Origin of the sequence: Amycolatopsis sp. YIM 10 (assembly GCF_009429145.1) — a bacterium.
GTDB lineage: Bacteria > Actinomycetota > Actinomycetes > Mycobacteriales > Pseudonocardiaceae > Amycolatopsis.
Genome location: NZ_CP045480.1, coordinates 3756580 through 3769810, shown reverse-complemented (window position 1 = coordinate 3769810; position 13231 = coordinate 3756580). Strand labels below are relative to the sequence as shown.

The 13231-nt window shown below is 70.8% G+C and carries 9 protein-coding genes; 4 read left to right on the top strand and 5 right to left on the bottom strand.

The features are described from left to right. Positions 1-2 precede the first annotated feature (2 nt). From YIM_RS18225 to YIM_RS18205, 5 genes are read right to left on the bottom strand one after another with little or no spacing between them, the layout of a single operon-like run. Complete coding sequence (locus YIM_RS18225) at positions 3-1982, bottom strand: biotin carboxylase N-terminal domain-containing protein (RefSeq protein ID WP_153031491.1); 1980 nt, start codon at positions 1980-1982, stop codon at positions 3-5. Positions 1983-1985: 3 nt separating this feature from the next. Beyond that, entirely contained in the window at positions 1986-3584 is a 1599-nt protein-coding gene (locus YIM_RS18220) for an acyl-CoA carboxylase subunit beta (RefSeq protein ID WP_194240201.1), read from the bottom strand. Beyond that, positions 3581-4729, bottom strand: a complete 1149-nt coding sequence (locus YIM_RS18215; protein WP_153031490.1) for an acyl-CoA dehydrogenase family protein — start codon at positions 4727-4729, stop codon at positions 3581-3583. Before YIM_RS18215 ends, YIM_RS18220 begins: the two co-directional genes overlap by 4 nt. Further along, entirely contained in the window at positions 4726-6417 is a 1692-nt protein-coding gene (locus YIM_RS18210) for an acyclic terpene utilization AtuA family protein (RefSeq protein WP_153031489.1), read from the bottom strand. Before YIM_RS18210 ends, YIM_RS18215 begins: the two co-directional genes overlap by 4 nt. Then, on the bottom strand, positions 6414-7205 hold the full coding sequence (locus YIM_RS18205; protein ID WP_153031488.1) for a TIGR03084 family metal-binding protein: 792 nt from the start codon (positions 7203-7205) through the stop codon (positions 6414-6416). Before YIM_RS18205 ends, YIM_RS18210 begins: the two co-directional genes overlap by 4 nt. A gap of 108 nt (positions 7206-7313) precedes the next feature. Between YIM_RS18205 and YIM_RS18200 the strand changes: the two genes are divergently transcribed. The 4 genes from YIM_RS18200 to YIM_RS18185 all read left to right on the top strand — a co-directional run bounded on the left by YIM_RS18200 (position 7314) and on the right by YIM_RS18185 (position 13229). Further along, positions 7314-8231, top strand: coding sequence for an alpha/beta hydrolase (locus tag YIM_RS18200; RefSeq protein ID WP_153031487.1), 918 nt, complete (start codon positions 7314-7316; stop codon positions 8229-8231). A 71-nt stretch (positions 8232-8302) separates the two neighbouring features. Next, the gene (locus YIM_RS18195; protein ID WP_153037068.1) at positions 8303-9142 is read left to right on the top strand and encodes an enoyl-CoA hydratase-related protein; all 840 of its coding nucleotides are present in this window, start codon (positions 8303-8305) and stop codon (positions 9140-9142) included. Then, positions 9139-9762, top strand: coding sequence for an acetoacetate decarboxylase family protein (locus YIM_RS18190; RefSeq protein ID WP_153031486.1), 624 nt, complete (start codon positions 9139-9141; stop codon positions 9760-9762). Before YIM_RS18195 ends, YIM_RS18190 begins: the two co-directional genes overlap by 4 nt. A 464-nt stretch (positions 9763-10226) precedes the next feature. Beyond that, complete coding sequence (locus YIM_RS18185) at positions 10227-13229, top strand: ribonucleoside-diphosphate reductase subunit alpha (RefSeq protein WP_153031485.1); 3003 nt, start codon at positions 10227-10229, stop codon at positions 13227-13229. The last annotated feature ends 2 nt before the right edge of the window (positions 13230-13231 follow it).

The window sequence follows — 13231 nt, the reverse complement described above, 5'->3', positions numbered from 1 at the left end:
GCTCATTCCGACTCCTTGTCCTGAACCACGGCGTCCTGAACCACGGCGAGCACGGCACCCAGCTCGACCTGTTGTCCCACTTCGACGGGAAGTTCGGCGACCACGCCCGCGGCGGGCGCGGCGATCTTGTGCTCCATCTTCATCGCCTCCAGCCACAGCAGCGGCGCTCCGGCCTCGACCCGGTCACCGGCGGCGACCGCGAGCCGGACCACGGTGCCGGGCATCGGCGCGACCAGCGACCCCGCGGCCAGCGCGGCGGACGGGTCGGCGAAGCGCGGCACCACGTCCAGCACCACCGGCCCGAGCGCGGAATCGACGTGCACGCTGTCGCCGTAGCGGGCCACCGCGAACTCGCGGCGCACCCCGTCGATCTCCAGCACGACCCGGTCCTGCTGTGCGGAAACGAGTTCCACACCGGGATGGTCCTCGGCCCGCAGCCCGGCACGGTCGAGCACGTACCGCACGTCGAATTCGGCATCACCGCAGGCGAAACGCTTGTGCTGGGGTGACGAGCGCACGTTGCGCCAGCCGCCGGGCAACCGGCCCTGCACGGTCGCGGACCGCCGGTTCGCCGAGGCACCCGCGAGCGCGGCCACCAGCGCCGCCGTGCGGGCCGACTCCGGCGAGGCCAGCGGCCGCGACAGCGTGTCGAGGCCGTGCGTGGCGAAGAACGCGGTGTCGGTGTCCCCAGCCAGGAAAGCCGGATGCCGCAACACGTTCACCAGCAGGTCGCGGTTGGTGCGCACACCGTGGACGTGCGCGCCGGCCAGCGCGGTGGCGAGCCGCCGCGCGGCCGAGGTCCGATCCGGCCCCCAGGCGATCACCTTGGCCAGCATCGGGTCGTAGTGCACGCCGACCACCGAACCGCTGACCACGCCCGAATCCAGCCGCAGCCCGAATCCGGCCGGAATGCGGAACTCCGCGTCCACCCCCGGCACGGTGAACCGGTGCAGCGTGCCGCTCTGCGGCTGCCAGTCCGCCGCCGGATCCTCGGCGTAGAGCCGGACTTCGATCGCGTGACCGGTCCATTGTGGAGGATCGACCGGCAGCCGTTCGCCCTCGGCGATCCGCAGCTGGCGGGCGACCAGGTCCTCCCCGGTCACGCATTCGGTGACCGGGTGCTCCACCTGCAACCGGGTGTTCATCTCCAGGAAGTAGAACCGGCCGTCGGGACCGGCGAGGAACTCCACCGTGCCCGCGCCGACGTAACCGATCGCCTTGGCCGCCTTGCGCGCGGCCTCGAACAGCTCCTCGCGCATGGCCGCGCCCACCAGCGGCGACGGCGCCTCCTCGACCACCTTCTGGTGCCGCCGCTGGATCGAGCACTCCCGCTCCCCCAGCGCCCAGACCGTGCCGTGACCGTCGGCGAGCACCTGCACCTCGATGTGCCGCCCGGTTTCCAGGTAGCGCTCGCAGAACACCGTCGGATCACCGAAGGCCGAACCGGCCTCGGCGCGGGCACTCTCCACCGCGTCGGCCAAGTCGCCCGGCGCGCGCACCACCCGCATGCCGCGCCCGCCGCCCCCGGCGGAAGCCTTGACCAGCAACGGGAAATCGGCCTCGGTGACCTCGCCGGGGTCCAGCTCGGCGAGCACCGGCACCCCGGCCGCGGCCATCAGCCGCTTCGACTCGACCTTCGAGCCCATCGTCTCGATGGCCTCCGGCGGCGGCCCGACCCAGGTCAGCCCGGCGTCGAGGACCGCGCGCGCGAAGGACGCGTTCTCCGAGAGGAACCCGTAACCGGGGTGAACCGCGTCGGCACCGGCCTTCGCCGCGGCCTCGATCAGCAGGTCCGCGCGCAGGTAGGTCTCGGACGGCGCGTTGCCGGGCAACCGCACCGCGGCGTCGGCCTCGCCGGTGTGCGGCGCGTCCGCGTCGGCGTCGGAGAACACCGCCACCGTGCCGATCCCGGCGTCACGGCAGCTGCGGAACACCCGGCGGGCGATCTCCCCGCGGTTGGCGACAAGCAGATTCTCGATCATCTCTCACATCCGGAAGACGCCGAAGCCACCGGCGCCGCTGATCGGTCCATTGTGGATCGCCGACAGGCTGAGCCCGAGCACCGTGCGGGTGTCCCGAGGATCGATGATGCCGTCGTCGTAGAGCATGCCGGAGAGGAAGGTGGGCAGCGACTCCGCCTCGATCTGGCCCTCCACCATGGCGCGCATGGCGGCGTCGTGCTCCTCGTTGTACTCCTGGCCCCGGCTCGCCGCGGCCTGGCGCGCCACGATGGAGAGCACCCCGGCCAGCTGCGCCGGGCCCATCACCGCGGACTTCGCGCTGGGCCAGGCGAACAGGAACCGCGGGTCGTAGGCCCGCCCGCACATGCCGTAGTGCCCGGCGCCGTAGGAGGCGCCCATCAGCACCGAGATGTGCGGCACGCGCGAGTTCGACACGGCGTTGATCATCATCGCGCCGTGCTTGATGATGCCGCCCTGCTCGTACTCCTTGCCGACCATGTAGCCGGTGGTGTTGTGCAGGAACAGCAGCGGGGTGTCGCTCTGGTTGGCCAGCTGGATGAACTGGGCGGCCTTCTGCGACTCCTCGGAGAACAACACCCCGCGCGCGTTGGCCAGGATGCCCACCGGGTAACCGTGCACGTCGGCCCAGCCGGTGACCAGGCTCGAGCCGTAGAGCGGTTTGAACTCGTCGAAGTCGGACCCGTCGACCACCCTGGCGATCACCTCGCGCGGGTCGAAGGGCACCTTCAGGTCGGCCGGCACGATGCCGAGCAGGTCCTCGGGGTCGTACAGCGGTTCGGCGTAGTCCGGCTTCGGCGACGGCCCGTGCTTGGTCCAGTTGAGCCGTCGCACGATGCGCCGCCCGATGCGGATCGCGTCCTGCTCGTCGGCGGCGAGGTAGTCGGCCAGCCCGGAGGTCCGCGCGTGCATCTCGGCCCCGCCGAGCGACTCGTCGTCGGACTCCTCACCGGTGGCCATCTTCACCAGCGGCGGCCCGCCGAGGAAGACCTTGGCCCGTTCCTTGACCATCACCACGTGGTCGGACATGCCGGGCAGGTAGGCGCCGCCGGCGGTGGAGTTGCCGAAGACCAGCGCCACGGTCGGCACCCCGGCCGCCGACGACCTGGTCAGGTCGCGGAAGATCCGTCCGCCCGGGATGAAGATCTCCTTCTGCGTGGGCAGGTCGGCTCCGCCGGACTCGACCAGGTTGATCGTCGGCAGCCGGTTCTGCGCGGCGATGTCGGCGGCCCGGTAGGACTTCTTGGCCGTCCACGGATTGCTCGCGCCGCCCTTCACCGTGGGATCGCTGGCGCAGATCATGCACTCCACGCCCTCGACCACGCCGATGCCGGTGACCAGGCTGGCGCCGACCTGGTAGTCCGAGCCCCAGGCGGCCAGCGGGGACAGCTCCAGGAAGGCCGAGTCCTCGTCGAGCAGCAGCTCGACCCGCTCCCTGGCCAGCAGCTTGCCGCGCTTGCGGTGGCGCTCGACATACTTCTCGCCCCCACCGGCGACGGCCTTGGCCTGCTCCGCCTCCAGCTCGGCGAGCTTGGCCAGCATCGCCTCGCGGTTCGCCACGAAGTCGGCGCCGCGGCTGTCCACTGTGGACCTCAAGGTGGTCATGCGGTGTATCCCAATCGTTTCGCGGCCAGCCCGGCGAGGATCTCGTTGGTGCCACCGCCGATGCCCAGGATGCGGACGTCGCGGTAGTGGCGCTCCACCTCGGTCTCGCTCAGGTAGCCGAGGCCGCCGTGCAGCTGCACGGCTTCGTTGACCACCCACTCGGCGGTCTCCACGGCGGTGTTCTTGGCGAAGCAGGCTTCGGCGATCACCTCTTCACCGGCCACGTGACGGATCCCGACCTGGCGGGCGTAGGTCCTGGCCACGTCGATCTTGCGCGCCATCTCCGCCAGCTTGTGCTGCACCAGCTGGCGCGAGATCAGCGGGCGGCCGAAGGTCTCCCGCAGCCGGCACCAGTCCAGCGTCAGGTCCAGTGCCCGCTGCGCGTGCGCGTAGCCCTGCACCGCCAGTGAAAGCCGTTCGGCGACGAACTGGGTGGCGACCTGCGCGAAGCCGGAGTTCTCCGGCCCGACCAGGTTCTCCACCGGTACCTTGACGTCCACGTAGGACAGTTCGGCGGTGTCCGAGCAGTGCCAGCCCATCTTGGCCAGCTTGCGGCCCACGGTGAAGCCCGGCGTGCCGCGTTCCACCACCAGCAGCGAAAGCCCGTGCGCTCCCTCACCGCCGGTGCGCACGACGGTGGTCACGAAGTCGGCGCGGCAGCCGGAGGTGATGAAGGTCTTGGCACCGTTGACGATGTAGTGGTCACCCTCGCGCCGCGCCGTGGTGCGGATGCCCGCGACGTCGGAACCGCCGTCCGGTTCGGTGACCGCGAGCGAGCCGATCAGCTCCCCCGCCAGCGTCGGGCGCACCCACTTCGCCAGCTGCGCCTCGTCACCGGCGGCGGCGATGTGCGGCACCGCGATGCCGCAGGTGAACAGCGAGGCGATCAGCCCGCCGGAAGCACCCGCGTAGTGCATCTCCTCGGTGACGGTCATCGCGTCGAGGAAGTCACCGCCCGCACCGCCCGCCTTCTCGTCGAAGGCGATGCCGAGCAGGCCCAGCGCCCCGGCCTTGCGGTGCAGCTCCCTGGGCAGCTCGCCCTCGCGCTCCCACTGGTCCAGGTAGGGCAGCACGTCGGTCTTCATGAAGCCGCGCACCGTTTCCCGGAGCGCTTTCCGCTCCGGCGTGGCGAACGGATCGCTCACAGCAACACCTCCGGGATCTCGGCGTACCGGCCGCGCAGCCATTCGCCGAGCGCCTTCGCCTGCGGGTCGAACCTGGCCTGCGAGGCGACCCCCTTGCCGAGGATGCCGGTCACCACGAAGTTGACCGCTCGCAGGTTGGGCAGCATATGGCGGCGCACCGACAGTTTCGCGGTTTCCGGTAGCAGACGCCGGAATTCGTCGACGGTCAGCGTGTGCGCGAGCCAGCGCCAGCCCTGGTCGGTGGTGGCCCAGACGCCGACGTTCGCGTCCCCGCCCTTGTCCCCGCTGCGCGCGCCGAGCACGGCGCCGAGCGGCGCCCGGCGAGAAGGCCCGTCCGGCAGGGGTTCGGGCAGCTCCGGATCGGCCACGTCGGCCAGTTCGAGCGTCTCGCCCGCTGGCGCGACATCGACTCGTGAGTCACCGAACACCGCCACGTGCGGCACTTCCGCAGCGTCCACATAGGACGCCTGATACACGCCGTACGGCGAGGCGTCCGAAGGTGGCGCGGTGACGTGGAAGCCGGGATAGCTGGCGAGCGCGAGTTCGATCGCCGCCTGGCTGAACGCGCGCCCGGCCACCTTCGGATCGGCATCGGTGACGGCCACGTGCAGCAGCGCGCTCGCGGTCTGCTCGGTGTCGGCGTCCGGCCGGTCCGTGCGGGCGAGTGTCCAGCGCACGTTCCCCGGCGGCTTCGCCTTGAGCGCTTCGGTGAGCTGTTCGCGCACCAGCGCCGCCTTCTGCTCGATGTCGAGCCCGGTGAGCACGAAGGTGGTTTCGTTGCGGAAGCCGCCGAGCGCGTTGAGGCAGACTTTCAGCGTCGGCGGCGGGGGTTCGCCGGTGACCCCGCTGATCCGGACACGATCGGGGCCTTCCCGCGTCAAGGTCAAACTGTCGAACCGCGTGGTGACGTCGGGACCGGCGTAGCGCGCGCCGGTGATCTCGTACAGCAGCTGCGCGGTGACCGTGCCGGTGGTGACCGCGCCGCCGGTGCCCTCGTGCTTGGTGATCACGCTGCTGCCGTCTTCGTGGATCTCCGCGATCGGGAAGCCTGGGTACCTGATGTCGTGCTCGGTGAAGAACGCGTAGTTGCCGCCGGTGGCCTGCGCCCCGCATTCGATCACGTGCCCCGCGGCGACCGCGCCCGCGAGCGCGTCGTAGTCATCGCGCGCCCAGCCGAAGTGCGCCGCGGCCGGGCCGACCACCAGCGAGGCGTCGGTGACCCGGCCGGTGACCACCACGTCGGCACCCGCGTTCAGGCATTCGGTGATGCCCCACGCGCCGAGATAGGCGTTGGCGGTCAACGGTTTCCCGAAGCCGAGTTCCTCGGCGCGATGGCGGAGGTCGTCACCTTCGACGTGTGCGACGGAAACGTCCACATCGGACTTCGCGGCCAGTTCACGCAGCGCGGCGGCGAGCCCGGCTGGGTTGAGCCCGCCCGCGTTGGTGACGACCTTGACCCCGCGTTCCTTGGCCAGCGCCAGGTTCTCGGTCATCTGGCGGAGAAAGGTCTTGGCGTAGCCGCGATCCGGATCCTTGAGCAGGTCACGCCCGAGGATGAGCATGGTCAACTCGGCCAGGTAGTCGCCGGTCAGCACGTCCAGCGGGCCGCCGGTGAGCATCTCGCGTACCGCGTCGAAGCGGTCGCCGTAGAAGCCGGAGGCGTTGCCGATGCGGATGGGGGCCTTCACGCGAACTGCCCCGCCCTGCGCCCGGAGCCGGGCAGCCCGGCGAAGGCCTGCGCGAAACCGAGCCAGGCCCTGGCCTCGTCGCCCTCGGTCCGCAGGTCGGTGTCCGCCGGGTGCCGCCGTTGCGTGACCACCATGACAAAACCGAGCGCGCTGCCGGTGATCCGCTCCGCGGCGTCCTCCGGGCCCCACGCCCAGGTCGAGCCGTCCGGCGCGGTCAGCTCCACGCGGAACTCCTCGTCCGGCGGGGTGCGGGAGTTGATCGTGTAGGCGAAGTCGCGGGTGCGCACGCCGAACCGGGCGATCTGCCACAGCCGGTCGGTCGGCACACGCTTCAGGCCGAGCGCGTCGAACACGTCCTGCGCGTGCGCCCAGGTCTCCATGATGCGCGCGGTGACCATCGACGCGGGGCTCATCGGCGGCCCGTACCACGGCACCTTCTGCCCGCCGGGCACCTCGGCGAGCGCCCGCGCGAGGTCTTCACGTCCCTGACGCCAGCGCGCGAGCAGTTCCGCGGGCGGCGCGGTGGCCCCCGCCTCGGCGCCCTCGTCCACGTCCTTGCCGCCGGAGGCGAACGCCTTCTCCACCTCGGCGGCGAACTTCTCCGGGGTGCGCACGGCGATGAGCGCCTTGTCGTCGGTCCAGGCGAGGTGGGCGATCTGGTGGGCGATCGTCCAGCCATCGGCCGGGGTCGGCCTCGCCCACTCCGGTTCCGGCAGCGCGGCCACCACCTCGTCCAGTTCCGCGCTCTCGGCCGCGAGATCCCGCAGGATCGCGCCCACATCCGCCACGGTGGCACCTCCTCGACCGGCCTGCCCTGCCGCCGAGCGTGACACCGGCCCTGAGAAAAATCAAGCGTGCATGATTGTTTTAGCCCGGACCAGGGCTAGGCTCGGCACATGCTGCGAGAAGCGCCCAGCCCGGAAAGCGTCCGCCTCCGCGCCGCCTTCGCCACCCGCGTCCGCCCGCTCGCCGACCGCTCCGCGCCCCGGGGCTACCAGCTGCGCGGCATCCGCCGGATCGCCGACAGCGCCGGGCTGACCCGGCTTCCCCGCGGCACCAGGGCGTGGCCGGCCCGCTACGGCCGCGTGCGCGGGGTGTGGATGCGCGCGCCCGGCGCCGACCCGAACCGCGGCGCGCTGCTTTACCTGCACGGCGGTGGGTATGTGTTCGGCTCACCGCGATCGCACCGCACCTTCGCCTACCGGCTGTCCAAGCAGGTCGGTGTGCCGGTGTTCCTGCTGGACTACCGCCGCGCGCCGGAGCACCCGTTCCCGGCCGCGGCCGACGACGCGCTCGACGCCTACCGGTTGCTGCTGGCGCAGGGCTATCCGCCGGAGAAGCTGCTGGTCGCCGGGGATTCGGCGGGCGGGCACCTGACCGCCTGCCTGCTCGGCGACCTCGCCAGGCTGCACCTGCCGCAGCCCGCCGGTGCCTACCTCGTGTCGCCCTGGCTCGACCTGACCGTCGCCTCGGCGACCCAGCGCGACGGTCAACAGCGTGACCCGTTCCTCTCCCCCGCCTACGCCGCCAAGTGCCGCGACGCCTACCTGACCAGCACGCCGTGGAACCATCCGCGCCTCGACGTGCTCGCCGCCGCCAAGTCGGGCTGGCCGCCGATCCTGCTGCAGGTCGGCGACACCGAATCACTGCTGGACGAGGCACGGCGGTTCGCCGGCACGCACGACCGCACCGAACTCGAGGTGTGGCCGGGGCAGCTCCACGTGTTCCCGATCTTCTCGAACCTGCCGGAGGGCCGGGACGCCGCGCGACGGGCTGGCAAGTTCCTCCGCGACTTGTTGACACCTTGCCAGTAAGTCGGGAACCGCTTACCTTCGTCCCACGCGGAGCAAAGGAGCCCCTGTTGTCTGTGTCGCCTGAGTCGTCCATGGAGTACACCGACATCACCTACGAGGTCAGCGATCGGATCGCGACGATCACGCTGAACCGGCCGGAAGCACGCAACGGCTACACCATCAAGATGGCCGACGAACTCGGCGACGCCTTCGACCGGGCGGATCACGACGAGCAGGTCCGCGTGGTGGTGCTGACCGGCGCCGGTGACAACTTCTCCGTCGGCGCCGACCTGTCGCAGGGCGGGTTCGACTTCGACGCCGAGAAGGGCCCCGACCCGGAGTGGCAGGAGCCGGCCGGCCGCTGCTCCAAGCGCGTGTTCACGATGAACAAGCCGGTGATCGCGGCGATCCGCGGCGCGGCCATCGGCGGCGGGATCACCATCACGCTGTCCGCCGACTACCGGCTGGCCTCCTCCGACGCCCGCTTCGGCTTCGTGTTCGTGCGCCGCGGGATCTACCCGGAGGGCGCGTCGGCGTGGTTCCTGCCGCGCCTGGTCGGCATGGGGACCGCGATGGACTGGATGATCAGCGGCCGCGTGTTCGGCGCCGAGGAGGCGCTCCGGGCCGGTCTGGTGCAGCGCGTGCACGAGCCGGGCGAACTGCTCGGCAAGGCCTACGAACTGGCCCGTGAGCTGATCGAGACCACCGCGCCGGTCTCGGTCGCGGTCACCCGGCAACTGCTCTACCGGATGTCCTCGGCGGACTCCCCGTTCCCGGTGCACGAGGTCGACTCGAAGCTGATCGGCGGCCTGTCGGCCAATCCGGACGCGGTCGAGGGCGTGCTGTCGTTCCTGCAGAAGCGCCCGCCGGGGTTCAAGCTGCGCGTGCCCGGGGACATTCCGGGCCACCTGCCCTGGATGGATGGCAAATGACCCAGTACCCAACCGAGTACCCACCAGAACCCTGGAACCTGGCCGGTCAGGCCTACGCGACCACCTGGCGGGTGCCGGTGGACGCGCTGCCCGCGCTGCCCGGCGGGCTGGACCCGGTGGTGGTCGCCGGGCGGGCGATCGTGGTCACCGCCTGGCTGGACTACCAGCCGCCCGGCCAGCTCTCCTACCACGAGCTGCTGGCCACCGTCGCGGTCCGCAACGGCACGCGCGCCACCGGGTCGATCACCGACATCTGGGTGGACAGCGAGGTGTCGCTGGCCGGCGGGCGCGGACTGTGGGGCATTCCGAAGGACCTCGCCGCGTTCGACTTCACGCACGGCCGCACCTTCACCGCGTCGGCGAGCCTGGCCGACGGCTGGATCGCCACCGCCGCCTTCACCCGGCGCGCCGGGCTGCCGTTCGCCCCGCCCACCGCGTTCAGCATCGCCCAGGAACTCTCCGGCGCGCTGAAGTACACCCCGGTCCGCTCGACCGCCCGCCCGCACCTGGCGTCGGCGAGCTGGAACCTCAACCCGGACGGCCCGCTCGGCTTCCTCCACGGCCGCCGTCCGGGGCCGAGCGCGCACCTGGCGGACTTCCGGCTCACGTTCGGCGAGTAAACAGGGCAGGTGGCCGGCCGCCTCGGCGCGGCGGACGCCGCCATGTCCTGTTTGCGTACCCTCTCCCCCGAGGCGGGTGATCCCGCCCTACTCGGACGAGGTATGCCCCGGTACCGGCTGGTGCCGGGGCATCACTCTGAGTGGCGTTCCTGATGCCGAACGGCCCAGTGCCGCGGGTGATCCGCACCCGGTTCAAAAGCCGTCAAACGTCCTCTGAGCAGCAGCCGAGCAACCGCCCCTAACCTGCCTGGGGGAGGGTCGATTTCATCATTCGGGAAGCGCGCGACACGCCACCCGTTGGGGCATGTGCGCGCCGACACCCCTACATGTAGTCTCTGGGCACCGAGAGCGCAGCAGCGACGGGAGACCGCTGGACAGCGCACCTCGGCCAGACCTGCACCACCGCACAGCACACCGCCTCTCGAGACGGTGTGGGGAACCAACGCGCCCTTTTGGAGCCACGCATGTCACTGGACATCACCGAGACAAACCAGCGGCCACCGTCCGTCACGGACCAGACCGCCACCGTGCGCGTCATCCGCCGTGACGGCAGTGTGTCGCCGTTCGACGCGAACAAGATCTCGGTGGCGATGACCAAGGCGTTCCTCGCCGTCGAAGGTGACGACGCCGCCGCGTCCTCGCGCATCCACCACCTGGTCGCGGAGCTGACCGAGCAGGTCGAGCAGTCGCTGCTGCGCCACGCCGGCCCGGAGACCTCGCTGCACATCGAGCAGATCCAGGACCAGGTCGAGCTGATGCTGATGCGCGGCGAGCACCACAAGGTCGCCCGCGCCTACGTGCTCTACCGCGACGAGCGCGCCAAGGCCCGCGCCGCGGCCGCCGCCCCCGCGCGCGACGAGAACGTGCTGCACGTCAAGTCCGCCGACGGCGTGCTGCGCCCGCTGGACTGGGACCGCGTCGCGCACGTGGTCGGCGAGGCCGTGGCCGGGCTGTCCGACGTCAGCGCCGAGCCGGTGCTGGCCGAGACCCGGCGCAACCTCTACGACGGCATCTCCGCCGACGAGCTGGCGCTGGCCCAGATCATGGCCGCCCGCACGCTGGTCGAGCAGGAGCCGAACTACTCCTACGTCAGCGCCCGCCTGCTCGCCGACAAGCTGCGCGCCGAGGCGCTGAGCTACCTGGCCGGGCGCCCGCGCCTGGCCAGCCAGGACGAGATGGCGCAGGTCTACCCCGGCTACTTCCGCGACTACCTGCGCCGCGCGATCGAGCTGGAGCTGGTCAACAGCGAGCTGGCCTCGTTCGACCTGGACAAGATCACCGCCGCGCTGCGCCCCGAGCGCGACCTCGACTTCGGCTTCCTCGGCCTGCAGACCCTCTACGACCGCTACTTCCAGCACCACAACGGCATCCGGTTCGAGCTGCCGCAGGCGTTCTTCATGCGCGTGGCGATGGGCCTGGCCATCCGCGAGGACGACCGCGAAGCCCGCGCCATCGAGTTCTACGAGCTGCTGTCGTCGTTCCACTTCATGGCCTCGACGCCGACGCTGTTCAACTCCGGCACCACCCGCCCGCAGCTGTCCTCCTGCTTCCTCACCACGGTGGACGACGACCTGGACTCGATCTTCCAGGCGTACAAGAACAACGCGCTGCTGGCGAAGTACTCGGGCGGCCTCGGAAACGACTGGACCCCGGTCCGCGGCCTCGGCGCGCACATCAAGGGCACCAACGGGCAGTCGCAGGGCGTGGTCCCGTTCCTCAAGATCGCCAACGACACCGCGGTCGCGGTGAACCAGGGCGGCAAGCGCAAGGGCGCGGCCTGCGCCTATCTCGAGACCTGGCACGTGGACATCGAGGAGTTCCTCGACCTGCGCAAGAACACCGGTGACGACCGCCGCCGCACCCACGACATGAACACCGCGAACTGGGTGCCCGACGAGTTCCTCCGCCGGGTGGAGGCCAACGAGGGCTGGACCCTGTTCTCCCCCAACGAGGTCCCCGACCTGCACGACCTCTACGGCAACGCGTTCGCCGAGCGCTACCGCGAGTACGAGGCCGCCGCCGAGCGCGGTGAGATCAAGGTGTTCCGCAAGGTCCGCGCGGTCGAGCTGTGGCGCCGCATGCTGACCATGCTGTTCGAGACCGGGCACCCGTGGATCACCTTCAAGGACCCGTGCAACCTGCGCTCGCCGCAGCAGCACACCGGGGTCGTGCACTCGTCGAACCTGTGCACCGAGATCACCCTGAACACCAGCGCCGACGAGGTCGCCGTGTGCAACCTCGGCTCGGTCAACCTGCTCAAGCACGTCGGCCCGGACGGGCTGGACACCGAGCGGCTCGAGAAGACCGTGCGCACCGCGGTGCGGATGCTCGACAACGTGATCGACATCAACTTCTACACGATCCCCGAGGCGCGCCGGTCCAACCTGCGCCACCGCCCGATCGGGCTCGGCCTGATGGGCTTCCAGGACGCGCTGTTCGAGCTGGGCCTGCCGCTGTCCTCGGAGGCCGCGGTGGAGTTCGCCGACCGCAGCATGGAGTACATCAGCTACTACGCCATCTCGGCCTCGACCGACCTGGCGGAGCAGCGCGGGCAGTACCAGACCTTCGAGGGCTCGCTGTGGAGCAAGGGCATCCTGCCCATCGACTCGATGCAGCTGCTCATCGACGCCCGCCGCGGCGACGCGCTCGACGTGGACACCTCGACCACGCTGGACTGGGAGCCGCTGCGCCAGCGCGTGCGCACCGTCGGCATGCGCAACTCCAACGTGATGGCGATCGCGCCGACCGCGACGATCTCCAACATCTGCGGGGTCGGGCAGTCCATCGAACCGCTGTTCCAGAACCTGTTCGTCAAGTCGAACATGTCCGGTGACTTCACCGTGGTGAACCCGCACCTGGTCCGCTCGCTCAAGGAGCGCGGCCTGTGGGACGAGGTGATGGTGTCGGACCTGAAGTACTTCGACGGCAGCCTCGGCCAGATCGACCGCGTGCCCGACGACCTCAAGGCCCTCTACGCCACCGCGTTCGAGGTGGAGAGCAAGTGGCTGGTCGACGCGGCCTCGCGGCGGCAGAAGTGGATCGACCAGGCGCAGTCGCTGAACCTGTACATCGCCGCGCCGAGCGGGCGCAAGCTCGACGAGCTGTACCGCTACGCCTGGCACAAGGGCCTCAAGACCACGTACTACCTGCGGGCGCAGTCCGCGACGCACGTGGAGAAGAGCACCCTGCGGGGCACCGACGGCAAGCTGAACGCCGTCTCGGCCACGCCCGCCCCGGCCGCCGCCGCGCCTTCGCCCACCCCGGCCCCGGCGCCCACCCCGTCGCCGTCGCCGTCCGCTTCGGTTTCGGCGTCGGTCCCGGCCGCGCCGCCCGCCGTGGTGCCCGCGGTGCCCCCGGCCCCGGTGGCCAAGCCGAAGGAACTGCCGAAGGTCGAGGACGTGGACTTCGCCGCCACCGACGGCGCGGCCTGCCGGATCGACGACCCCGACTGCGAAGCCTGCCAGTAAGG

What these genes read in the sequence shown, in the direction of transcription:
- YIM_RS18195 (WP_153037068.1), top strand. Translation starts at nt 8,303, where the DNA reads ATGGAGTACACCGACATCACCTACGAGGTCAGCGATCGGATCGCGACG.
- YIM_RS18225 (WP_153031491.1), bottom strand. Translation starts at nt 1,982, where the DNA reads ATGATCGAGAATCTGCTTGTCGCCAACCGCGGGGAGATCGCCCGCCGG.
- YIM_RS18190 (WP_153031486.1), top strand. Translation starts at nt 9,139, where the DNA reads ATGACCCAGTACCCAACCGAGTACCCACCAGAACCCTGGAACCTGGCC.
- YIM_RS18185 (WP_153031485.1), top strand. Translation starts at nt 10,227, where the DNA reads ATGTCACTGGACATCACCGAGACAAACCAGCGGCCACCGTCCGTCACG.
- YIM_RS18220 (WP_194240201.1), bottom strand. Translation starts at nt 3,584, where the DNA reads ATGACCACCTTGAGGTCCACAGTGGACAGCCGCGGCGCCGACTTCGTG.
- YIM_RS18200 (WP_153031487.1), top strand. Translation starts at nt 7,314, where the DNA reads ATGCTGCGAGAAGCGCCCAGCCCGGAAAGCGTCCGCCTCCGCGCCGCC.